Origin of the sequence: Porphyromonas levii, assembly GCF_018206105.1 — a bacterium.
GTDB classification, from domain to species: Bacteria; Bacteroidota; Bacteroidia; order Bacteroidales; family Porphyromonadaceae; genus Porphyromonas_A; species Porphyromonas_A levii.
The window spans coordinates 1-22709 of record NZ_JADRGN010000003.1; the positions used below are offsets into that span (position 1 = coordinate 1).

Below are 22709 nucleotides of genomic sequence, written 5' to 3' on the forward strand. Positions count from 1 at the left end.
CTCTACTTAGGCGAGCCACGGAGAACGCTTTAGCTATCACAATCAAGGGAAACGTAGTCAACAGGTATGAATGAATTGATCCCCAACGGGGTAGTGCCCATTAGCACAAAAAAAATAATAGAGCACACACATTTGCGTAGTTCCCTCCCTTCCCACCGTAATGGGGGAGACTAAAGGTGGGTCAGTGTGCTGCCTATATAAAATTGCTACAAACCTTATTTTCTCTTGTAGACATTATGATAAAACTCATCATATCTCACCCTATTTCACTACTCCAATTTTACAATTAGAAATTAGGTGGCAGAATATTAGCTACTAGTTATAGATATTTTGTGTATCTTTGGGGCTGAAGAGCAGAACTATCTTAGTCCTGCTGATTTGTGACGAGAGATATATTAGAAGTTTAACCCATAAACTGAAACCACATGACAACTACAGTTAAAGGCACGGTAGTAGTGGATCAGGTACGCTGCAAGGGATGTAATCTATGCGCCGTAGCTTGTCCAACTGGTACTTTGGCAATGCACCCCACCGAGATCAACGACAAGGGGTATCATTTTTCTTACATGGCAACCCCCGACACCTGTATAGGCTGCGGTAATTGCGGCTTGGTATGCCCAGATGGTTGTATCACCGTATACAGGGCTAAGAAGTAAAGAAAACAACCTAATAAAAAGGATATGAAAAAGGAAGTAAAACTGATGAAGGGCAACGAAGCCCTTGCACATGGTGCCATCCGTGCTGGTGCGGACGGCTACTTTGGCTACCCTATCACTCCTCAGAGCGAGGTGCTAGAGTGTTTTATGGAGGAGGAGCCTTGGAAGACTACCGGTATGGTAGTACTTCAAGCTGAGAGTGAGACCGCATCTATCAACATGGTATATGGTGGTGCAGGTATCGGTAAGAAAGTAATGACTACGACCTCAAGCCCTGGCTGGTCGCTTATGCAGGAGGGTGCTAGCTACCTAGCCGGCGCTGAGCTTCCTTGCGTAGTAGCCAACGTAATGCGCGGAGGTCCTGGTCTCGGTACTATCCAGCCTAGCCAGGGAGACTACTTCCAGGCTGTAAAGGGTGGTGGTCACGGAGACTATCACTTCCTAGTCCTTGCTCCTAACTCAGTACAGGAGATGGCAGACTTTGTAGGTATCGGTTTCGACCTTGCCTTCAAGTACCGCAACCCTGTAATGATTCTCTCCGATGGTGTTATCGGTCAGATGATGGAGAAGGTAGAGCTCCCAGAGCAAAAAGCACGTCTGACAGACGATGAGATTCGTGCTAAGTATCCATGGGCAGCTATTGGTCACGATGGTGACCACAGAGCTATCATCACTTCTCTAGAGCTTCAGTCTCAGGTGATGGAGGAGAACAACCATCGCTTCCAGGCTAAGTACAAGGAGATGGAGGAGAACGAGGTACGCTATGAGGAGTTCCAGACAGAGGATGCAGAGTATATCATTGTAGCATTTGGCTCTAGTAGCCGTATTGCTTCCAAGGTGGTAGAGCTTTGTCGTGCTGAGGGTAAGAAGGTAGGTCTCATCCGCCCAATCACCCTATGGCCTTTCCCAACCAAGCGTATCGCTGAGCTAGCTAAGCAGGCTAAGGGCTTTATCAGTGTCGAGCTCAACGCTGGACAGATGGTAGAGGATGTACGCCTAGCTGTAGATGGCAAGGTGCCTGTATACCACTACGGACGTATGGGTGGTATGATCTTTGCTCCAGGCGAGATCAAGGACGCTATGGCAAAGAGCTTCGGCTGGTAAATAGAGAAGGAGGCTGTGGCGTATGCGAAACAATAATAGCTTAGACCAACTACTCACCGTAGTATTTATGCTACTGGCGGTAGCTTCGATTGTGCTATTCTTTGTAGTGGAAGATCGCACTTGGTTTTACCGTCTTGGCGGTATTGCTGTAGCCGTAAGGCTATTCCAATACATTTGGAGATGGGTATCCAACCGCAAGAGACGCCAGAAGAAAGCTTCCGAACTAGATATTTGACCAAAAATAGATGAATAACCATGGATAAAAAGCAACAAATCATGGGCGAGACCACTGCTGATGTATCACAGTTGATCAAGCCTGAGAACTTAGTATACGAGAGACCAAAGCTGCTCACCGATGCGGTGATGCACTACTGCCCTGGCTGTAGCCACGGTGTCGTTCACAAGCTCATCGCTGAGATTGTGGAGGAGATGGGCATGAAGGATCGCACCACAGGTATCGCACCTGTAGGTTGTGGTGTATTCGCTTACAACTATATCGATATCGATTGGCAAGAGGCTGCTCACGGTAGAGCACCTGCCTTGGCAACCGCTGTAAAGCGACTAGCTCCAGACAACCTAGTATTTACCTATCAGGGCGACGGTGACCTCGCTGCTATCGGTACTGCTGAGACTATTCATGCAGCTAACCGTGGTGAGAATATCACTATTATCTTTATCAATAACGGTATCTACGGTATGACTGGTGGTCAGATGGCACCTACTACCCTTGTAGGTATGCCTACTACTACCTGCCCTAATGGTCGTAATATTGAGCTCAATGGTTACCCACTGAACATTACCAATCTCCTTAAGGAGCTTCCTGGCGTATGCTACCTGACTCGTCAGAGTGTACAGAACCCAGCTAACATCCGTAAGGCTAAGAAGGCAATCCGCAAGGGCTTTGACAATTCAATGGCTCGCAAGGGGACCTCTATCATAGAGATAGTATCTACCTGCAATAGCGGATGGAAGAAGACTCCTGAGGCTTCTAATAAGTGGATGGAAGAGAATATGCACCCAGCTTATCCTCTTGGAGACCTAAAGGATATCTAATCACCTACAAATTGAGTAATCATTATTATGAAAAGTTACGAAATAGTTATTTCAGGTTTTGGTGGACAGGGAGTGCTCTCTATGGGTAAGATCCTAGCCTACTCAGGACTTATGGGTGGCAAGGAGGTAAGTTGGATGCCTTCATACGGTCCAGAGCAGCGCGGTGGTACAGCTAATGTAACTGTAATCATCAGCGACAACCAGATCAGTTCGCCAATCCTCAATGAGTACGATGTTGCTATTGTGCTCAACCAACCATCAATGGACAAGTTTATGCCAATGGTAAAGAAGGGTGGTATCCTTATTTACGATAGCAACGGTGTAAGCCATGTGCCAGAGCGCGACGATATCAACGTGTACCGTGTAGATGCTGTTGACGAGAGCGTGAAGATGAACAATACCAAGGTATTCAATATGATCGTACTTGGAGGTCTCCTCAAGGTGGCTCCAATGATTGATACTTCATTTGTAGAGGCAGGTCTCAAGAAGACCCTTCCTGAGCGCCACCACAAGTTGATACCGCTTAATATGGAGGCTGTACAGCGTGGTATGGAGATTATCCAGCACGTGCGTGTAGCAAAGTAAGCAAAGTGATAACGGCACCCTAAAGGTGCGTTATTAATAAGCAACAGGAGACGGCTATGCACCCCCTTAGGGAGCCCTGCGTAGCCGTCTCTTATTGTATTCATATCACACTCCCTAGACCATGGCACATGAGGGCAAAGCAGTCATCATTTTTTGGTAAGTTTGCAGGGATAATATATTAAATGGTGAAGTATGAGCAAGGTGAATAAAGGGCGCACTAAGCCAGTAGAGAATAGGCGGGGGCGCTCCTCGGGGCAGCCTGTTGCTGTGGGAGGCTCTATCAAAGAGCGGACAAGTAGATTCTTTCGTGGTTTATTCGGTAAAGAGCGGATGGTTCCAGTAACTATCGGCGCCCTCTTCATGGGGTTTGCTATCTTCATGCTCTACGCTTTCTTCAGCTATTTGCTTAATGGCGCAGCAGACCAGAGTATCTTGCTGGATCAGAATCTTACTTCTATCGAGGCGCAGTCCGAAGCTATGGAGGGCGGGAATGGCGTAGTAGGCATGGGGCTCATGCACCAGATGGTCAATGAGTGGGTAGGCTTTGGCATCCTCTCTATCATCGCAATGCTGATAGGGGTAGGGGTAGGGCTACTCGGAACAGCCAGAGTCAATTACCCTAAGATTATTATCTTCTCTGCTATAGCCACCTTTTGGCTATCCCTCTTCTCTGCCGCAATCTTCAGAGGTATTGCTGGTTGGTTCTTCTTCTACCCAGGAGGCATCCTAGGTGAGACCATCTACCAATGGCTATACATGCGCATAGGGCTATTTGGCACATGGCTACTGATTATCCTCGTGCTATTCCTTACGCTCTTCCTATTCTTTAAGAGCATTCGCCGTAAGTACAACACCTGGGCACAGCACAAGCGAGATGGTATAGAGCAGGGCGCCGAACCACAAGCCAAGCGACCCAATAGGGCGTGGCTGAATTTCAAGAAGTGGTTTAGAAATAAAGAGACAGGGAGTGCAGATGATGACGAACTACTCCTAGTGCCACACAGCGAGGAGGAAGAGCTATTCGACGAACCGGCAGCGCCTACCACGCCAGTAATCACGCTCAACGAAGAGAAGGTAGCCCCAGTAGAACCAATAGTAGTTCGTCCGACTAGACCAGTCACCATGGTCGAAGGGACAACCGATGGCATCGATATTCAGGTTACAGACAACCGGAATATGGATGATGAAGTAACCACAGCTGAGCTAAGAGCACAGCAGCTTGTAGAAGAGCAGGGCGAGTACGACCCTCGCCTCGAACTCTCAAGATTCGAGATGCCCCACGCTGATCTACTCAAGAAGTACGACCAACAGACAGACGGGATTGATATAGAAGAGATAGAAGAAAATAAGCGACTCATCACCAGCACTCTAGAGAGCTTTAGAATCGGTATCAAGTCCATAAATGCCACTGTTGGTCCAGCAATTACCCTCTACGAGGTAGTGCCAGAGGAGGGGATCCTCATTTCGCGCATCCGTAGTCTCGAGGATAATATCTCTATGAGCCTTTCCGCTATGGGCATTCGTATCATAGCACCTATACCTGGCAAGGGAACCATAGGTATGGAGGTCCCCAATAAGAATCCTCAGATTGTAAGCATGCGCTCAGTAATTCTCTCCAAGAAGTTCTCAGAGAGCACAGCAGCGCTACCAGTAGCGCTAGGGCGCACAATCACCAACGACGTATTCGTCTTCGACCTTGCCAAGACACCCCACCTCCTTGTTGCTGGTGCCACTGGTCAGGGGAAGTCAGTTGGGCTCAACGCCATTATTACTTCACTACTCTACAAACTTCATCCTGCCGAACTCAAGTTTGTGATGATCGACCCCAAGATGGTAGAGTTTAGCCTCTATAGTCTTATAGAAAAGCACTACATGGCGAAACTTCCCGGTGAGGAGCAAGTGATAATCACCGAGCCCAAACGCGTACAAGGCACTCTAGAATCGCTTTGTGTGGAGATGGACGACCGCTACGAGCTACTCTCCAAAGCGCATGTGCGCAATATTAAGGAGTACAATCAGATGTTTAAGCAGCGCCGTCTTAATCCCGAGAAAGGGCACAAGTACCTCCCCTATATCGTGCTCATCATTGATGAGTATGGCGACCTCATGCTCACAGGTGGCAAAGAGATAGAAGCGCCTATCACTAGACTAGCTCAGAAGGCTCGCGCGGTAGGTATCCATGCTATTATCGCAACACAAAGACCTATGGCGTCTATTATCACTGGTGCGATTAAGGCCAACTTCCCAGGTCGCTTGGCATTCAAAGTATCCTCTGGTATCGACTCCAAGATAATCCTCGATGCACAGGGTGCCAATCGCCTCATAGGTAGGGGCGACTGTCTCTTCACTACGGGTAACGATCTCACCCGTGTGCAGTCCGCCTTTGTAGATACCCCAGAAGTAAATGACCTTGTCCGTTTCATCAGCGAACAGAGGGGCTTCCCAGAGGCTTATCCACTACCAGAAGTGCTACCAGAAGGGAGTGCTGGTGCGGGATTAGCTACAGGGGAGCTAGACCCTAATGACCGAGACGAGCTCTTCGAGTCAGTAGCAAGACGTGTCGTAGCGGATAAACGTCCGGCCGCCAGTTACATCCAACAGATATTCGGAGTAGGGTACAACCGCGCATCTCGGCTTATGGTACAGCTAGAGTATGCAGGCATCATTGGCCCAGCCGACGGCAATAAGCCGAGAGAACTATTGGTAACAACGGTAGAGCAGCTAGATAATATACTCTACCCAAACAATTGACGACGTATGAAACAGTGCAAATACTTCTCGCTGATAGCCCTCGCCTTAGTCGTATTACCACTACAGGCACAGGAAACTATGCTCAACAAAGCAAAAGCCCACCTCAATGCCACTAAGGGACTACAGATAGACTATCAACTCACTATCGGTGACGACTCTAGCACAGGCAGCTACTATGCGCTTGGCAAAGCCTTTTATCTCGAGAGCCAAGAGCTAAAGGCGTGGCACCAAGATGGCAATCTCTGGGTGTATATCGCACAGAATAGAGAGGTCAACCTCTCACATCCAGTGCAGGAAGATCTACAAGAGCTAAACCCGCTCCTGAACCTCGAGCGTATCTCCAGTAAGACCTTTACCCTTACCCAGAGCCAGTCCGGAGCACTAACCACGATAAAAGCTGTCCCCAAGACCCCAAAGGGCGAGGAGATAGAGTGGCTCACCCTAGTAGTCCACAAGGATGGAGAACCTCAGACACTTACTCTAAAGCAGAGGGGCATGACCTTCCCCGTCCACCTCAAAGTCACTAAGTTCGTAAAGGGAACTACCGATGCCATGAAGCGCAAAGGCTTCTTTAGCTACGATGCAAACAAATTACCAGGTGTATCAGTTATAGATTTAAGATAACATACCAACAGTAAAACATATTGATAATAATGGACAATCTAAAGACAAAGGTGCTGATTATTGGAGCTGGCCCTGCAGGATATACTGCAGCCATTTATGCCTCACGTGCGAGCTTATCTCCGATGCTTATCGAGGGTATGCAGCCAGGCGGTCAGCTTACTACTACCACAGACGTAGAAAACTTCCCAGGCTACCCAGAGGGAATCAACGGCTCACACATGATGCTTGATATTCGCAAGCAAGCTGAGCGCTTCGGCACCGATATGCGCGTGGGCGAAGTTACAAAGATAGACTTCTCCAAGCGTCCATTCCATGTAGAAGTCAATGGCGGCGAATATACCGTGGAGGCAGAGTCTGTTATCATCGCTACAGGAGCCAGAGCTAAGTATCTAGGTTTGGAGGACGAAAAGAAATACATGGGCATGGGGGTAAGCGGGTGTGCTACCTGCGATGGCTTCTTCTACCGTGGTAAGGATGTTGCCGTTGTAGGAGGCGGCGACACCGCTTGTGAAGAGGCTCTATATCTATCGGCTATCGCAAAGAAGGTATACCTAATCGTGCGTCGCGACGAGCTTCGTGCCTCTAAGGTAATGCAGGAGCGCGTACTCAAAGCCGAGAATATAGAGGTACTATGGGAGCACCAAACAGAAGGTCTCTATGGCGACAACGGTGTAGAGGGTGTTCACCTAGTCAAGCGCAAAGGCAAGGAAGACGAGAGCCACTACGATATCCCTGTACACGGCTTCTTCCTAGCTATCGGACACACCCCTAACGTGGGCTTCCTCGACGGTCAGATTGAACTAGACAACCAAGGCTATATCGCCACCAAGGACGGTATGCCTAATACCAATATCCCAGGTGTATTTGCCGCTGGTGACGTAGCTGACCCACACTTCCGCCAAGCTATCACTGCAGCAGCAAGTGGCTGTAAGGCAGCCATGACGGCAGAGCGTTGGCTAGGAGAAAATCCGCTATAAGCGCCAATACACATTACACAGATAGATAATACTGAGCCAAGAGAGACATTTCCCCTGTGGAATAACCTCTCTTGGCTCAGTTATTTCCTGCACATAGAGGAAAAGCTAGGGTTGGTTTCCGTCATGGCATTCAGCCCTAGTTGTCTTACCTTCTAGCTAGTAGGGAACAAGGGAATCCTATGTAAGTTGGTTATTCAATAAGAATATAGTACATTTGTAATACATATTATTTTAGTTGCTAAAGTCCAATTCCATTTTTAACAAGTAGTATATTAGTAGTTACGCATGTATATATTTGAACCCATATCGGCATCTGATATACAGAAAAGCCTTTCGGCAGATTGCCGAGCACGGAGACTGGAAAAAAACATGTCCCAAAAGAGGCTTTCCCAAATTAGTGGAGTGCCACTCGCTACGCTACAGCGCTTTGAGCACACAGGAGAGATTTCCTTGTCGAGTTTTCTAAAAATAGGGAGAGCTTTGGGTTATGCCCAAGAACTCTTAGAGGTAATGAGCAAGCCAAAGTATGAGAGTCTCGACGATATGGTACGAATCAATAAGAACAAGGAAAGACAGAGAGGAACCGATGAAAAAGATTGATGTTATAAGTGTGCTATATCATGACAGATTGGTGGGACGACTAACCATGGGCGCCAACCATTCCTGTCTTTTCCAATATGACAAACAGTGGATTACCGAAGGATTCTCTATCTCACCTCTTAAGCTGCCCTTAAATTCAAATCTGTTCGAGGCGAGCTATCTTCCTTTTCGAGGCAACTTCGGGGTTTTTGAAGATAGTATGCCCGGAGGATATGGAGAGTATCTCCTTCAAAAAGAACTGAGCAAATACGGAGTAAGCTACCAAGCATTAGATCCCTTGCAAAGACTTAGTATTGTTGGGGCATCGGGTATGGGCGCTCTATGCTACGTTCCTAATAACGAAATAAATATCCCCAACAAACTTATGAGTCTTGACGATTTACAGAGAAAAGCACTCGATGTACTGTCGGAAAAGACTGATAAAGAAGCAGGGTGGCTCTATGTACAAAGCGGAAACTCGGGAGGAGTACGCCCTAAGGCACTCATAAAAAACGAGGATGGTAATTGGTTAGTTAAATTTAGACATACCTATGACTCAATAGATTCTGGAATTATTGAGTACCAATATAATATGGCGGCGAAAGAAGCGGGAATCATAGTCCCTCGCTTCAAATTATTTGAGAATCGCTTTTTCGGCGTAGAACGTTTCGATATTTCGCCAGATGGAGATCGTATTCACATGGTAACGGCTAGTGGTCTATTGGATGAAAGCATTAATCCCCCAAAGATGGACTACAAAACGCTTCTCTCTCTTACTGGATACATAACCCAAGATCATAAGGAGGTAGAACAACAATTCAGAAGAATGGTATTTAACTACTATGCGGAAAACTTCGATGATCACGCCAGAAACTTCTCTTTTCTCTTTAAGGAGGGACGATGGAAGTTAGCACCAGCTTACGATATGACGCACGAAAACCCTCTTGGTCAGCATGCTACCACTGTGAATTATAAGTCGAATCCAACAGAAGAAGACTTAATAGAAGCAGGGAAATTGGTGCAGATGAGTAGCGCCCTCTGTATGGACATCATACAGGAGGTAAAACCCATTGCTCTTAATCTATTAAAGGGATTGAAGGCAAAGAAGCTAGTGCGATAACCGCTGTCTCGCTCGTACCCCAACTAGCGACCTATCCCTCACAACCTTTCTACCTAAAGTAGATGACCATTTAATATATACTAATCCACCAATTTAATATATACTAGTCAATCTATTTAGTATATATTAGTCTGGTGGGTTAGTATATATTAAATGGTCACGTACTCTAGGAAGGCAGTTCAAGGGGTTAGGCGAGAACGCCCAAAGAGAGCATATGTAACGGTTGGCGACTACCTTTGGCGTTTATAGTAGGGGATATGCACTTTGAATCTAGGGTGGTGCAACACCACTGTTTGACTCTCTTCTCTAACTTCTTCAACTTTAAGGTGATAGTGATTATCCTTTATTTTAGTTGGTTTCCCAAAGTTTTTGATATCAAGTTCGATTATATCTCCCTCCTTAGGATCGAAGATTTGAGGTGTTATTTGTAATGATGATGCCTGAAATTGGTAGGAGATAGTACCTCCATAAAGAAGGGTGCTATTGTGCAATGTTACGCCAAACCCTGCCTTCTCCACCATAGTAACACATCTCAATATTTCGTTACTACTGTAGTATTTACGATCAGTACCGTATACCCCTGGAGAAATTATTTTATCCGCAGGTTTTATCCGCACATGAAGAGTGGCGCTCTCGCCAGTATCTCCTGTAGCTACAACATCCACTTCTCCTTCATTCAAACCATGCAGCTCCACGATACCTGTACCCCCGTTCCACCGCATAAAGAGCACCTCATCAGAATCAACCTTAGAGAGCTTCACATTCTCTCCTCCTCCGGTCAATCCTACAAAAAAGGCTCTATCATTAGGACAAATCTCTATATCCTTATGGCTAAAACTCAAAGTAGGTACTACAACACTGATTTTAAGCTTCGCCTTCTTATCGTGCGAGATAACCGTAGCAAACGTTTCACCCTCTAGTATACCCTTAATCCTTAGCGTATCCTTGCTGATAGACGCCGTAGCTATACGCGAATTATGGACATTAACCTTGTACTTCCCAGAGCCTCCCGAGAGTAGTATCTTGCGCTCCACTTGACGATTAAGCGCTACTTCACTTAGCATCTCATCTCCCCCAATTTTAATGTCCGTTATTGGCACCAGCACCTCATGCTTACAAGCAGAAAAAGCAATCAGCAGAGTACTCATATAAAGCACAAACAGATAAAATCTATTAGTAGTCATACGTCTCATATTATATATATATCAGTCAGTAACATTTACCCTGTAAGAGAGCTTCCACTTATTGCCATCCTTTTCGTCTATAATGATTACGAGCCAATGAGTACCCTTATTAGGAAATACAATCCAACTATCCTTTGGTTCAAAAGGTTTACCATCTATAGTATAAGTAATCACAGCATCATCAGCGGCAATATCATTAAAATAGGCATTGATTCTACGGGAGCTCTTACCACTCTTTTCAATCGTACGCAAAAATGGGGTTCGGGTAGGATCTGTTCGTTCTCTAACAAGAGACTTAGTTTTTAACGTCTCAATCGAAGAAAAATCCGACATCTTTCCATCACATAGAGTCCGTACCTTAAGTGAAATAGAGGTGTTGGGAATCAGGTGTTCCAGCATACACTTATTCTCCTTTACCACCTTATAGAGCTTGTATTCATCATCAGTGGTATTCTTTACCCATACTTCCCACGACCTGATAGAATCCCCCGATGCATCCCAAGTAATGAGTGCTTCTCTCTGGAATATCTCAGAATCTTTAATCATAATCTTGGTAGGTGGTAAGAGTGGCTTAGACGTAGTGTCTTGCTGGATATATAGTTCTCCTCTACCAAGAGCATCAGACACAGTAAAGCAGGACTCCTCATTTACCCTCTTCTCCATGTCTTTCTTCTTCCCCTCAATGTTCTGAATTGATGCCAACTGATTTGGCATACTCCACTGCTTAGGAGAAAAAGAGGAGAACTCCTCAAATCCCTCATTGGCAATAAGATTTGCGTGAGCTTCTGCCCTATGGCTTGCCAAGAATGAGAGCACCGATAGGAAGCCCAATAATTTATATGTTATCCTCATAATTCGTTACTTCTTAATTTCATCCAACGTCACACCTATCCTGCTCGCTAGGTTAGTAGCTGCCCACAGCAAAGAGCCCTCCCGCTCCGCACTATCCAATAGCCTTTCCTTATCCCATAGTCCATTGCCAGAGCGCATCCCTTCTAGGAGCCCCTGTACCTCCTCCCGTTTGAAGAGTGGAGAACCATCGGCTTTTCGCACAAACTGCGCAGCATAAATCAGTCCATAACCCTGCGAAAGAAGCTGAAAAGCATACTTAGGTCGTTCTCTTAGATTCGTCATCGTATTGGCTCCTACGAGAGCATGAATAGCCCTAATCACTACTACTCTACCTAGTTCCTCCCTGATAATCCGAGCCTGCTCACGTATATCATCATAGCGGAACGTTTCCATCAGCATACGTCCTTCCACAAAAGCCCTAAAGATCCTATCACTACTCTTTCGGAGGGCAGGGATACCCTCCCCCTCAGCCCAAGGTCTCCAGTACCTGTAATAACCATAAGCCAAATCCCAGTGGTGCTCTAGAGCAGTATAATTATGTCCTGCACCTAATACCAAATTATCGTGATTGCTTTGGAGTGTATGATTAGCAAGAAGGTCATCATCAAGGTGTAAATTGAGTATCTTATCTAAGTAAATAGCTCCCATTACTCCAAATCTGAAAAGCTCGGCGACTACCAATCCTTTCTCCCCTACAAAAGCTATATTCTTATCTCCGATATTCACTCCCACATACCCCCCTTTTCCTACTTCCGCCTCTTGGAGCCTACGCTTATAGGGGACCTCAGCTCCATAGCCCGACAACTGAGCACTCGTCTCTATCAATTCATCCATATACCTCTGCACCTCCGACCTGAAAGGCTGCGCATAAGCCGAACCTGCAAGCTCGGAACGAGGTTTGAGACCAAACTCTCCTTCAGTAAATAACTTTTTAGTATCCGTATAGCTCTCTTCAGTCTGGATTTGGGCTGAGCGCATCTTCTGCTCATAAATATAATTGATAGGCGTACTAAGCAACTTACACTCCTGAATATCTACACTGCTTCGTCCATTCCGTACGAAGCGATACTCAGGCTCAGCAGAAATTGGCAAGACATAAGCACTCTCCACAACCTCTCCCGTTTTGTGCCCACAAGCACCAGCCAGCACCCATACCGCTAGCACTAGAATATACCTTATCTTCTTATTCATCTGTTTGAAATACATTACACCCCCTTAGGGCAAAATCATAAATTCACAGTAAGGGTTCTTCAGCCTATAAATTCCCTCCTCGTTCTGGTACAAATGCACAGCCAATGGCAATACTTCCACCACTTCATCTTTAGAGACAGCCTCTATCTTCGCCTCTACATGTGAATTTCGTGGACCTGAACCAGTTACAGAAAGGTATAGAGGGAAACCCGAACGCACCTTGAAGGTTACACGATACTCATCAAAATTCTTCATCTTCGGAGCGTTAGTATTATTCTTGGAGTCTTCTCCCTTGTCACATACGACTTGTACTAGCTGCTTATGCTCATTGATATATGATACCACATACTTAGATTGAGGTTTCTTTGCCCTGCTACCATCCCTATCACTCTCTTCGAAAGAGCAACTCATGGTTATTGTATACTCTTCTCCCGATAGATTATCCTCCTCCCCAGGGTAAGTATAGGCTTCTAGTGCCAAATCGGGGTCGCAAGGGCGCACTACGATATTACCATTCATCTGTTCAGGAGCCTCTATCCCAGTAAAAGGGAAAAGTGTATCATAATCCTCAGGCTCCACCTCTTCGCACTGCTTATTACAGGCATACAACGTTGGTACTAGTATCATTAGTAGTAGCCATCGTCGTAGTATTATACCGTCTCTCTTTTTCATTACCTTCAGTAGTATGTATTATATCAATCGCGCTTATTATCATAGATCTCAGCAATCATTCCGGTAGGTTCTCCATCGGGAGCCAAATGCTTGCTCACGTACCGCCAACTACGAGTCTTAGGATGATACATACGTACTAATTCGCATACGAAGTGATCGCCCACACGCTCAAAGTCGCAGAAGACTTCATTTTTACTATACCTAATTCCTGGTCGAAATGATAGTCCTCGATCTGTACCTGTATAGCCTGAACCTAAGCCAGTCAGTTCGATTTGCACATCGACCAAACTTGCATTGTATATGAATACACGATAGCGTCGATCCTTACTTTGCTTAAGCCATTTTTTAAAGTTGCTCTCTTGTGCAATTATATAGTTACTCCCAAAGTATTCTCGATCTCCTTTGTGAATTCTTAGCTGAGGATAACGCATCCCTTCAAAGCAGTTTCTATTCTCCACCGATTTCTCTACCGCATGTGTCATTTCCTCAGGCGAAGTCACCCGTTCAAACCGAATAAATGTCTTCGATTTCGTACTATACATAGGGGTTTCGAAGACCAAGCGATCATCTATATCCTTGAATCGGAAAAGAAAGTCGGACGAAGCCTGGTAGAGGTCGTTGACCAGCTGATGGAGGTACCCATACGAAGTAAAACTAAGTTGCACACCTGAGACTTGCTTAAGCTCATAGGCACACACACTTGATGTTGTAGCCGATTTGCTATCAAAATCTGACCGCATCTCTACACGCCCTTCGGGGTCGAACTTCATCCAAAAGTAGTGACCTCCTACACCATAATCCTGCGAATAATCTTTTTTGGTAAACTTTTCCAACGGATTGGCAAACAGCAGAGAGTCTGTATTGGAGAAATAGGTTACCTTCCAACCATAGGGTGCTTCCACCAACTCTGATCTAAGATCCGATATGCTCTTCGCACTACGCTCTGCTGGTGTCTCAATGAATACAGACTGCTGTGTACAGGAGCCGAGTAAGCAAAATGCCCCAAGCCACACAGATACTATGTTAATCTTATATCTCATGATTCTTTTTCTTTTTCTTCCTTGGATGTATACAACTTCATTAGCTTATGGGCAGAGCGTTGCATCTGCACCAGATTAACTCCTAGGTTTTTTGAGTAATAGTTCCTGACAAACTCTAGTTTCTCTGCCAGCTCTTTGTGTGCTTGCTTAGCCTCCTCCATAACCTTCTGCTTTTCTTCTTCATCATATCCGGGAGGGGGTGTATTGGCATTCTTAAGAGCTTGCTTAAGCTCTCGAGGCGTATGCAAAAGTGATACACTTACCATTTCCGCAAAATCATCCGGTGCAGATAACAAAGCATTTAGTGTGATGCAGCCATACCTATTTGCATATTTGCTAATCTTCCAAATATCATTTCGGTTTTTAATAGTCGTCTGCACCTTAGCTAAGTAGTCGGCAGTAGAGTAGTGGTATCTATGAGAGCTAATGGATAAGAATACATCCCTATCATAAGGAAAAAGCTCAGAGAGTCGATGTGCGAACTGATGATGTACGCTCCTCATAAGTGCGTATACCTTAGTTTCATCTTTGGCATCGAAGTCATTTACGTTATAAAGGTGCATTTCCGTACCAGTAGCAGCCCTATTAGCAAGGTGTTCAAAGCCATAAAAGTCTATATTCTTCCCACCATACAGATAGAGCTTAATAGGAGCTTTGCCAAACAAATACTTACTGCCACCAAAGGTGTCTTGGCTGTAAAGGTCTATCCAGAGCCTCTTGGCAGTCTCTAATACTTCCCTTACCTTATCCTCTTTGGGCGGGTAAGTGTAGCTTCCCACCTCAGCCGCATTTCGATCCCAGTGATAAACCACCTCTATACCATATGGTAATGTAAGCGTCTCTTTAATCCATTGATCTAGATCCGTATGGCTTCGTAGCACCTTATTCTGCTCCACGGCACTCACCTCTGAGAGCTTATCCCTAGTACAAGAAATAGAGAGTAGAGCACTCAAGAGTATGAGCCCTAATAGTCTTTTATTCTTTATCATCATACCTTTATATTGTTTCATAAGATTTATCGAATATTAGGCTCTAACCCCCTATTAATAGCCTCCACAGGGATTTGTAGGAGCTTTCGGGGATCCTCCTTGAGTAGCGGTCTGTATAGTGCACTCTTGGAGTCTCGCTTTACCGGCATATAGAAACGACGAATATCGAACCACCTCATGCCCTCATGTACGAACTCCTTCTGGCGGAAATCCGTGATAATCTTGATGAGCGCTAGTTGCTTGATGGTCATGCCATAGAAGGGGGTGTAGATATCGTAGTTCTTACTATCTGTCCAGGTATAATCCGTCCGCCCACAGGTGAGATCTATCCCAAACTTTGAGCGGAGGTAGACCAAGAGATCATCTATAGAGCGCTCGTATTCCCCTAACATTGCATACGCTTCCATCCTATTGAGCATCACCTCATCGGTAGTTAGAAGCACATTGGTTACGTATAGTCCCCTGGGCTTGCTCCCTTCATGACCATAGATCGATAGTTCATCGAACTTTGCCACATACTGTCCGTCACTTATTGGAGCAGTACTATGCCTGAAGAGATATGATTGATACATATTGAGGTTCTTTGCGCTGTTACAGCTCTCTATACCCTTCTTATCGAAAATATATCTCATCCCGTGAGTAGTTATACCGTATTTATCTGTGGCTATACTCCTAGCCCATCTCGACTCAGTAGCAGTCATCAGAAGGTTTGCAGGCTCTTCAGTACTGGTGTAGAGCCTATATAAGCGCCCTCGGTCGTTAGAGAGTTTCTCCGCATACCCTTTCCAGCTCCTCAAGACTTGACCTGGGTCGTAACCCAATACATAATTGGCATAGGCGACTACTGTCTTCCATTCCCCCTTCATCAGATAGAAGCGACTAGCAAAGGCGTACGCAGCCTTCTTATTGAAGTGGAACTTTGGGTGCTGGTAATACTGATCATTAACCAGCGAAATACCTCTCTTTAGATCCTGTTCTATGTGAGCATAGACCTCCGCTACCGTACCACGGTTATACGTGACCAAAGCGTGCTTTTCCGGCTGTATACTATAGGGGATGCCAAGTGCCGTTTTCGACTTACCAGGACTATAGGGCTCCGACCATATATTTACGAGCATGAAGTGTAGGTAGGCGCGCAATAGAAACGCCTCTCCATACAGCGCCTTCACCCTATCGCTCTTGGGGTACTTGGCCAGTAGTTCAAGCGCTTTATTGGCTTGGGCTATACCTCTATAGCAGGCATTCCAGTAGTTGAGCGGAGTATCCAAGTCTTCGTGGTCATAGTCCTCCCAGAAGTACATCGCCTCATTGAGCCTCGTGTGCGACCCATGGACACGTTCGCTCACATTATCGGTCCGCGCCTCTAGAAAAGCAAAGTAGCTAGCATCGGGATACGCACCAGCCAGTAGCTCAGCTATCTTTTCCTCACTATCTATATCCACATCCAGCGATGAATTGGGGCTTTGGCTCAAGAACTTCTGGCAAGAGCTGAGTGCTATAGTTACTATTAGCAGAATAAATATCTTCTTTATCGGCATAGTTGCAGGGGATTAGAAAGAAACATTCAATGTCATAGTCAGCTGCCGTGGTGTAGGCAGAGAGACCCCTCCAGAACGGTAATACTCAGGGTCTTGGTTCTTCAGCTTCTTATCGGCATAGATAAGGAAAGGATTGGTCATATTTACCCTTAGACCAGCACTCTGTAGCTTCAGCTGTTCGGTAATACTATGAGGGAGCGTGTATCCGAGGGATATATTCTTCATACGTACAAAGCTCCCGTCTGCCACTCGTACCTGAGAGTAGTTGTAGGTGTTATAGGCACGCTCAATATTCTCGGTGCCTATCTGTCGTATCAGGTCTTGAGATGGGAGGGTAGGCACATCGGTCTTCAGCTCGTCGCCTGGATTGAGCCAACGGTCATAGTATCCCTTGGAGAATACATTGAGATCTGCGAAGGAGGGGTCGAAGGTCGGATTGAGCCTAATCTTATTCCCTGCCTGCATGGTGATGAAGAACGATAGTTCCCAACTCTTATACCTCAAGGTGTTGGAAAGCCCACCGATATACCTAGGCTCTACTGAACCGTGATAGATGAGGTAGGTCTTAGAGTACTGAGCATCGAGGAAGTCAGCCCCATGCACGTGGGCATACTCGCTCTTATTGGAGGGATACAGACCGAAGTCAAAAGTAGGGAGACCATCTCGGCTGAGTCCTTGGAAGTTGAAAGAGAAGAGCGACCCTCTAGGGAAGTCTACTATATTACCTCTTCCAGCACCCGATACCATATCGAAAGTATTCGGGGTATTGAGCAAACGGGTTATCTTCTGGTCCATAGCACTAAGCGTGAGGCTTGTAGACCAAGAGAAGTCCTCAGTATCTATATTCTTAGAGTGAATCATAAGCTCTACCCCTCTTGTGCGCATGTCTCCGAAGTTGGCATACTTGTAGTATTGCCCACCTACACCCGAAGTACGTACTAGGTCGATGAGGTCAAACGAATTGCGTTGGTACACATCGATAGTGGTATTGATTCGTCCTCCGAAGAGCTTAAGGTCGGCTCCTATATTTAGCTCATACATCTTCTCCCAAGTGAGATCCCTATTCTCCAAGTGTAATATCCTAAGTGCGTTCTCTCTATCGCCAATATTGTACCTATTGGTAACAAAGTTTTTATACACCGCTGTAGAGTTGATTGCCTCCTCGTTCATCTTAGCAGTAAGACCATAACTAGCCCTAAGTGCTAGCCCTGATATAGCGGTGAAGTCCTGCATAAACTCCTCCCTATCTATATTCCACTTCGCCCCGATATTCCAAGTGGGGAGCCAACGTGATACAGCAGACTTCCCTGCCGTATTTGATCCCTCGTAATTGAGGATGGCATTCAAGATATACTTATTCTGATACCCATAGGTAGCGCTTCCCGAAAATGTGACCCCGCGCTCATAGGTATCGAGCAAAGAGAAGTAGCTCTCCCCCTCATTGGTCAGCTTCTGGAAGATCCGGGCATCGGTAAAGATTTGATTCCCTCTGTCATACTGTATGCCATAGCCTTGGAAGGGATTGATGCGCCTATCGGTAGAGCGCACCTCGGTAAAGGCGAAAGCTCGCACATCGTGTGCCCCATACCGCTTGTCCCACTCTACAGCAAAGCGCCCCAAGTAGCTCTTTAGCGAAGTCTCGACCTTATTAAAGATACCACCGTGTGACAGTGCCACTTGTGGCTGAAGTAAAGGATTGTCCTTATCCTTCAGGAGGTAGATGTTTTGCTGCGCCACCACGGGCGTCTCATTCGCCCGAAACGCTTGTATTACATTCGAACGCTCCTTAATGAAGTGCGCGGTACTAGTATTCGCCTGTCGCACCACCCCTAGGGCAGTCAGCTTAAGTTCGGGCATTACGGTATATTCCACCTCACCCTGTACCTTGAAGTCCAAGACATCTGTCTGCATATAATTATTGTCGTACTCATTGAGGATATTAAATGGCGCCCAATTATTACGATAGTAGGCTAGTGAACCATCGGCATTGCGTGGCGAAAGTGTGCGGCTCGTACCCACCGCATAGGAGAAGGGGTTGATATCGAAATCTCGCTCAAAGGCTCCTATTACCACGTTCTTCCTTTGTGTAATCGTGCCTGGTGCTTTCTGATGGCGCATATTACCCTGTGCCGATAGGGTTGTCTTGACCTTATCACCCCAGTGAAATACATTCTTGAGGTGGGCAGTAAGCCTGCGCACACCATCGGCACGCGTCCACCCTTTATCGTTATAGAACCCTACCGAAGCATAGGTCGAAGAGTGCTCACCGCCCGAGGTAAAGCTCACGGTATGGCTGTGGATAGGACGGTAGGTGAATAGTTCCCTAAACCAATCGGTATTGGCATACTCGCGCTCCTTTAAGAATGCCAGCTTCGCCTCCTCCGTATTCGGCAAATAGAAGGTACCTGTCTCGGGATTAATCGTACTCAGTGCCTTGTACATCTGATAGTACACCCCACTACGCCTACCATAGAGAGCGTCACTAAAGCCAAAGTAGCCCTTCTTCTCCATCTCCATATACACCGACATGGTCTCTTGGGAATTGAGGAGGTCAAACTGTGCGTACTTGGGCATCATCCTAGTACTCAGCTCATAGGTATAGGAGACTCTGTTGGGCGTATTGCGCCTACCCGACTTGGTGGTAATGACCAGCACGCCATTGAGTGCACGGGCTCCATAGATAGAGGTCGCTGAAGCGTCCTTAAGCACCTGTATATCCTCTATATCGGAGGGATTGAGACCAGCGACCGCCGAACTAATCAGCGTCACAGCATCACCCGAAGCCAATTGATCTAGTGTAAGCGATACTAAGTCCTCATATACCGCACCATCGATTACCCACAAAGGTTGCACGTTACCCATAATAGAGGCTCCACCTCGGATATTAATGCGTGGTGCGGAGCCAAACGACCCCGAGATATTCTGTATAGAAAGCCCTGCCACACGCCCCTCCAGCATACGCGAGACATCGCTCACACCTTCGAGCTTAATATCCTGTAGTTTTACAGAAGTAGCAGCACCGGTATACACTCTATTTTTAATCTTCTGATACCCCGTAACCACCACTTCGTCTATCACGGTGGTATTCTCCTCGAGTATTATGGTCATGTGCTGAGAAGCTATCCTTACCTTCTGAGTAATCATACCCACAAAGCTCACCTCGAGCACTTCACCCTTCTGAGCTATTATCTCGAACTCCCCCTTCGCATTCGTCACTGCTCCTCGCTCCTTAGTCACCTTTACTGTAGCCCCAGGCAAAGGAGCTTTATCAGTCGTGTACACTACGCCCCTTACCTTCATCGGTTGCTGAGCTAGGGAGGGAAGTATCCCGACCATTATGATGACTGTAAGGGCAAGCAGTTTCCCTATCATTTTGTAGCTATTCATATTCTATACTTTTGCGGCTGTGATACTATCAAAAATGGTATGTGAACCCTCCGAAAATACCTCGTGGATGACCTGCACGTACGCCCGAGGGGTGACGCGAGGTGATATACACCTTATTGGCAAGGTTGATGGCATTCAGAGAAATTGTAAGTTTATCGGTAGGGCGCCAGTTGAGAGAGGCATCAATAATAGTATGCGCTGGCACACACTCCGTGTGCGCTATGGCACCTTGCCCAGGGGTCGTGCGCATATCGCTATTGTAGCGCATGCTTACAGTGGCATCCACACGCTTGTACTCCGCTCCTAGCTGCACATTCAGAGCATGCTTATAGATATAGGGTATCTCATCGCCCACGTGCACGCTTCCCCAAGAGCTACTCTCAAACTCATTTTTCATCTCGGTATCAGTGTAGGTGTAGGAGAACTGCAGGGGAAGTCGGAGATCGTGACGCTCGCCAATCAATTGAGCTTGAACTAATACCTCTACCCCCTTGACCACCGCAGCGCCTACATTAAACTGTTCGAGCGTACCTTGTCCACCGGCGGCCGATAGGTCGCTTCCTAACATATTGCTATAATCATTGTAGAAACCAATAACCTCGGCCTTTATGAGCGATGTATTGAGACGAGTGCCCACCTCTATATTGACACTACTCTCAGGCTTCTGGTAGAGGACAGCACTAGGAGGCGCAAAGCCCTTGTGCACGCCTGAAAATAGGGAGAGCCACTTCAGGGGATCGTAGCTCACACCAAGGCTTGGGATAATTGCTTTTGCACTATTGCGGGTCTCGATACGTACCCCTCCTGTACGGCGAAGGTCGGCAGAGGTATAGTCTTTCTTGAGTAGCGCCACATCCTCGTATCGCAAACCGGCTGTTACGGTTAGCTTTTCCCATCTTACTTTATTGAGGATATAGGCTGCAATAGCTCGGGCTGAGGTCACTCTATTGGCCTGGGTGCCAGGTATCCCTGGATAAAATAACGATACCTCTCCGCCCTTGATAGCGTAACCATCATCCCACTGAAACCTATCCTCCTCATCGGCATGCAAGCGTACCGCACCCTCTAGGTTGTTGTATACACTCCCCAGACTAAAGTTGTACTCTACACGGGTCTGTATACCTCTCGACTTATAGCCCCTATTATTGGCACGTGCCATTAGTGCTTCACCCTCATAATCCCTTCTACCTGATAGGATATCATAGTAGAGGGCATTGGTCTCAGGGTCGGCAAGGACAGCGTCTATACCTCGCTTCTCGCCCTTGGAAGCACCTACACGCACGTCATTGAGCTTGTACCAATTACGGTGAAAAGTATTGTAATAAGCTTGTGTGGTGACCTTGAGATTAGGCGTAAACTCCAGTAGATAGGTGGCTACCGACTGTGTGTATCTCGACTTCATATTATCCATCCTAGAGCCAGGATAGCGGAGATAGGGGGTGAGACCAAAGTCGGACTCTGTAAGACCCACGTAGCTCTCATGCGAGTACTCGTCGGCATACCCCCACTTTAGTTCGAGTGCATGTTGGATTCCCTCAGAATCTCTATCGGTATTAAAGAGTAGCTTGGCGAGCACATCATTGCGGTGAAATCCGAGTTTGTTGCCATTGGCAAACTGTCGATAGCCATCCGATTGGTGCCTTAGGTATTCTACAAGATACCCGAAGTGGGTAGAGCGATTACCCATATTTACATGACCCTTCAGCGTATTATTACTACCATAGGATAGCGATACCTTTCCCCCAAAACTCTGAGGGATAGGGGTAGAGACCATATTGATAGCCCCACCAGTAGTGAAAGGACCATACTGCACTTGGCTACTACCCTTGAGCACTTCTACTGCGTGCATACGCGCTGCATTAGGGAAGTAATAGGCGGCAGGCGAAGAGTAGGGCGCTGGGGCTGCCAGGACACCATCCTCCATGATAGAGACACGCTCGCTTCGCTCTGCTGTGGTACCACGCAGACTAATATTAGGGCGAAGGCCATAGCCATCCTCCTCATACATATTTACCCCGGGGACGGAGCGTAGCATACGTATCACATCGGTGTAGCCCAGTTTCTGTATCTCTCTTGGAGATAAGAAGTAGGCAGAACCTGTGCGATGACGTGCTTGGAACTTACTGCCCAGAAGAGGTCGTGATACCACGACAAAGTCTTTGAGCATATAAGTGGTGTCGGGCTCAGCCTCTGTCTTGTGTTGGGCTAGAAGAGTGTGTGGCACCATAGCCACAGCACATAGGGAGAGTAATAACTGCAATCGTTTCATTGTAGTAGGTCCGAAAACCTTAGTCCTCAGCGCTTATTGTTTTGAAATCTTAAATGAGTAACCTAAACCCTTCGCTCAAGTATACCACACGCGTGGTAATCGGCACTACACACATCTCGAGCCAAAAGTCTATGATTT

19 protein-coding genes are annotated in these 22709 nt (G+C 46.6%); 10 read left to right on the top strand and 9 right to left on the bottom strand.

The window, feature by feature from the left end; translation table 11 throughout:
• Positions 1-425 precede the first annotated feature (425 nt).
• From IX315_RS01100 to IX315_RS01145, 10 genes are all read left to right on the top strand, one after another.
• The gene (locus IX315_RS01100; protein ID WP_083900360.1) at positions 426-656 is read left to right on the top strand and encodes a 4Fe-4S binding protein; all 231 of its coding nucleotides are present in this window, start codon (positions 426-428) and stop codon (positions 654-656) included.
• A 24-nt stretch (positions 657-680) separates the two neighbouring features.
• On the top strand, positions 681-1760 hold the full coding sequence (locus IX315_RS01105; RefSeq protein WP_211635191.1) for a 3-methyl-2-oxobutanoate dehydrogenase subunit VorB: 1080 nt from the start codon (positions 681-683) through the stop codon (positions 1758-1760).
• 22 nt (positions 1761-1782) lie between these two features.
• The gene (locus tag IX315_RS01110; protein WP_018357522.1) at positions 1783-1995 is read left to right on the top strand and encodes a hypothetical protein; all 213 of its coding nucleotides are present in this window, start codon (positions 1783-1785) and stop codon (positions 1993-1995) included.
• A 20-nt stretch (positions 1996-2015) separates the two neighbouring features.
• On the top strand, positions 2016-2813 hold the full coding sequence (locus IX315_RS01115) for a thiamine pyrophosphate-dependent enzyme (RefSeq protein WP_018357521.1): 798 nt from the start codon (positions 2016-2018) through the stop codon (positions 2811-2813).
• Positions 2814-2840: 27 nt separating this feature from the next.
• Positions 2841-3398 carry a 2-oxoacid:ferredoxin oxidoreductase subunit gamma family protein gene (locus tag IX315_RS01120; protein WP_211635189.1) on the top strand — a complete coding sequence of 186 codons (558 nt, stop codon included), beginning with the start codon at positions 2841-2843 and terminating at the stop codon, positions 3396-3398.
• A gap of 192 nt (positions 3399-3590) precedes the next feature.
• Positions 3591-6149 carry an FtsK/SpoIIIE family DNA translocase gene (locus tag IX315_RS01125; protein WP_211635188.1) on the top strand — a complete coding sequence of 853 codons (2559 nt, stop codon included), beginning with the start codon at positions 3591-3593 and terminating at the stop codon, positions 6147-6149.
• A gap of 6 nt (positions 6150-6155) precedes the next feature.
• Complete coding sequence (locus IX315_RS01130) at positions 6156-6773, top strand: LolA-like protein (RefSeq protein ID WP_018357518.1); 618 nt, start codon at positions 6156-6158, stop codon at positions 6771-6773.
• A gap of 29 nt (positions 6774-6802) precedes the next feature.
• The gene (trxB, locus tag IX315_RS01135) at positions 6803-7750 is read left to right on the top strand and encodes a thioredoxin-disulfide reductase (RefSeq protein WP_134849961.1); all 948 of its coding nucleotides are present in this window, start codon (positions 6803-6805) and stop codon (positions 7748-7750) included.
• Positions 7751-8035: 285 nt separating this feature from the next.
• Positions 8036-8350: a helix-turn-helix domain-containing protein gene (locus IX315_RS01140; protein WP_018357516.1), complete on the top strand. Its 315-nt coding sequence runs from the start codon at positions 8036-8038 to the stop codon at positions 8348-8350.
• Entirely contained in the window at positions 8337-9449 is a 1113-nt protein-coding gene (locus IX315_RS01145; protein ID WP_211635187.1) for a type II toxin-antitoxin system HipA family toxin, read from the top strand. Before IX315_RS01140 ends, IX315_RS01145 begins: the two co-directional genes overlap by 14 nt.
• A 230-nt stretch (positions 9450-9679) precedes the next feature.
• Here IX315_RS01145 and IX315_RS01150 read toward each other — a convergent pair whose 3' ends face one another.
• Genes IX315_RS01150 through IX315_RS01190 form a run of 9 tightly spaced genes read right to left on the bottom strand, consistent with a single transcriptional unit; the run spans position 9680 to position 22571 of the window.
• Positions 9680-10633 carry a hypothetical protein gene (locus IX315_RS01150; protein ID WP_211833365.1) on the bottom strand — a complete coding sequence of 318 codons (954 nt, stop codon included), beginning with the start codon at positions 10631-10633 and terminating at the stop codon, positions 9680-9682.
• Positions 10634-10654: 21 nt separating this feature from the next.
• A complete protein-coding gene (locus IX315_RS01155; protein WP_211635185.1) occupies positions 10655-11485 on the bottom strand; it encodes a fibronectin type III domain-containing protein in 831 nt (276 codons plus the stop codon).
• A gap of 6 nt (positions 11486-11491) precedes the next feature.
• The gene (locus tag IX315_RS01160) at positions 11492-12676 is read right to left on the bottom strand and encodes a DUF4856 domain-containing protein (protein ID WP_211635184.1); all 1185 of its coding nucleotides are present in this window, start codon (positions 12674-12676) and stop codon (positions 11492-11494) included.
• A gap of 24 nt (positions 12677-12700) precedes the next feature.
• Positions 12701-13348: a hypothetical protein gene (locus IX315_RS01165; RefSeq protein ID WP_211831666.1), complete on the bottom strand. Its 648-nt coding sequence runs from the start codon at positions 13346-13348 to the stop codon at positions 12701-12703.
• Positions 13349-13371: 23 nt separating this feature from the next.
• On the bottom strand, positions 13372-14388 hold the full coding sequence (locus tag IX315_RS01170; protein WP_018357510.1) for a DUF4302 domain-containing protein: 1017 nt from the start codon (positions 14386-14388) through the stop codon (positions 13372-13374).
• A complete protein-coding gene (locus IX315_RS01175) occupies positions 14385-15380 on the bottom strand; it encodes a putative zinc-binding metallopeptidase (protein WP_167620634.1) in 996 nt (331 codons plus the stop codon). Before IX315_RS01175 ends, IX315_RS01170 begins: the two co-directional genes overlap by 4 nt.
• A 23-nt stretch (positions 15381-15403) precedes the next feature.
• Positions 15404-16915, bottom strand: coding sequence for a RagB/SusD family nutrient uptake outer membrane protein (locus IX315_RS01180; protein ID WP_018357508.1), 1512 nt, complete (start codon positions 16913-16915; stop codon positions 15404-15406).
• A 12-nt stretch (positions 16916-16927) separates the two neighbouring features.
• Positions 16928-20302, bottom strand: a complete 3375-nt coding sequence (locus tag IX315_RS01185) for a SusC/RagA family TonB-linked outer membrane protein (protein WP_211642098.1) — start codon at positions 20300-20302, stop codon at positions 16928-16930.
• 28 nt (positions 20303-20330) lie between these two features.
• Positions 20331-22571, bottom strand: a complete 2241-nt coding sequence (locus IX315_RS01190) for a TonB-dependent receptor family protein (protein WP_211642096.1) — start codon at positions 22569-22571, stop codon at positions 20331-20333.
• Between the last annotated feature and the right edge of the window lie 138 nt (positions 22572-22709).

Bases quoted from the DNA above. Each gene is read 5' to 3' on its own strand.
- trxB (WP_134849961.1), top strand. From the start codon at position 6,803: ATGGACAATCTAAAGACAAAGGTGCTGATTATTGGAGCTGGCCCTGCA.
- IX315_RS01140 (WP_018357516.1), top strand. From the start codon at position 8,036: ATGTATATATTTGAACCCATATCGGCATCTGATATACAGAAAAGCCTT.
- IX315_RS01175 (WP_167620634.1), bottom strand. From the start codon at position 15,380: ATGATGATAAAGAATAAAAGACTATTAGGGCTCATACTCTTGAGTGCT.
- IX315_RS01145 (WP_211635187.1), top strand. From the start codon at position 8,337: ATGAAAAAGATTGATGTTATAAGTGTGCTATATCATGACAGATTGGTG.
- IX315_RS01125 (WP_211635188.1), top strand. From the start codon at position 3,591: ATGAGCAAGGTGAATAAAGGGCGCACTAAGCCAGTAGAGAATAGGCGG.
- IX315_RS01185 (WP_211642098.1), bottom strand. From the start codon at position 20,302: ATGAATAGCTACAAAATGATAGGGAAACTGCTTGCCCTTACAGTCATC.
- IX315_RS01190 (WP_211642096.1), bottom strand. From the start codon at position 22,571: ATGAAACGATTGCAGTTATTACTCTCCCTATGTGCTGTGGCTATGGTG.
- IX315_RS01105 (WP_211635191.1), top strand. From the start codon at position 681: ATGAAAAAGGAAGTAAAACTGATGAAGGGCAACGAAGCCCTTGCACAT.
- IX315_RS01120 (WP_211635189.1), top strand. From the start codon at position 2,841: ATGAAAAGTTACGAAATAGTTATTTCAGGTTTTGGTGGACAGGGAGTG.
- IX315_RS01150 (WP_211833365.1), bottom strand. From the start codon at position 10,633: ATGACTACTAATAGATTTTATCTGTTTGTGCTTTATATGAGTACTCTG.
- IX315_RS01165 (WP_211831666.1), bottom strand. From the start codon at position 13,348: ATGAAAAAGAGAGACGGTATAATACTACGACGATGGCTACTACTAATG.
- IX315_RS01110 (WP_018357522.1), top strand. From the start codon at position 1,783: ATGCGAAACAATAATAGCTTAGACCAACTACTCACCGTAGTATTTATG.
- IX315_RS01155 (WP_211635185.1), bottom strand. From the start codon at position 11,485: ATGAGGATAACATATAAATTATTGGGCTTCCTATCGGTGCTCTCATTC.
- IX315_RS01130 (WP_018357518.1), top strand. From the start codon at position 6,156: ATGAAACAGTGCAAATACTTCTCGCTGATAGCCCTCGCCTTAGTCGTA.
- IX315_RS01160 (WP_211635184.1), bottom strand. From the start codon at position 12,676: ATGAATAAGAAGATAAGGTATATTCTAGTGCTAGCGGTATGGGTGCTG.
- IX315_RS01180 (WP_018357508.1), bottom strand. From the start codon at position 16,915: ATGCCGATAAAGAAGATATTTATTCTGCTAATAGTAACTATAGCACTC.
- IX315_RS01115 (WP_018357521.1), top strand. From the start codon at position 2,016: ATGGATAAAAAGCAACAAATCATGGGCGAGACCACTGCTGATGTATCA.
- IX315_RS01100 (WP_083900360.1), top strand. From the start codon at position 426: ATGACAACTACAGTTAAAGGCACGGTAGTAGTGGATCAGGTACGCTGC.
- IX315_RS01170 (WP_018357510.1), bottom strand. From the start codon at position 14,388: ATGAGATATAAGATTAACATAGTATCTGTGTGGCTTGGGGCATTTTGC.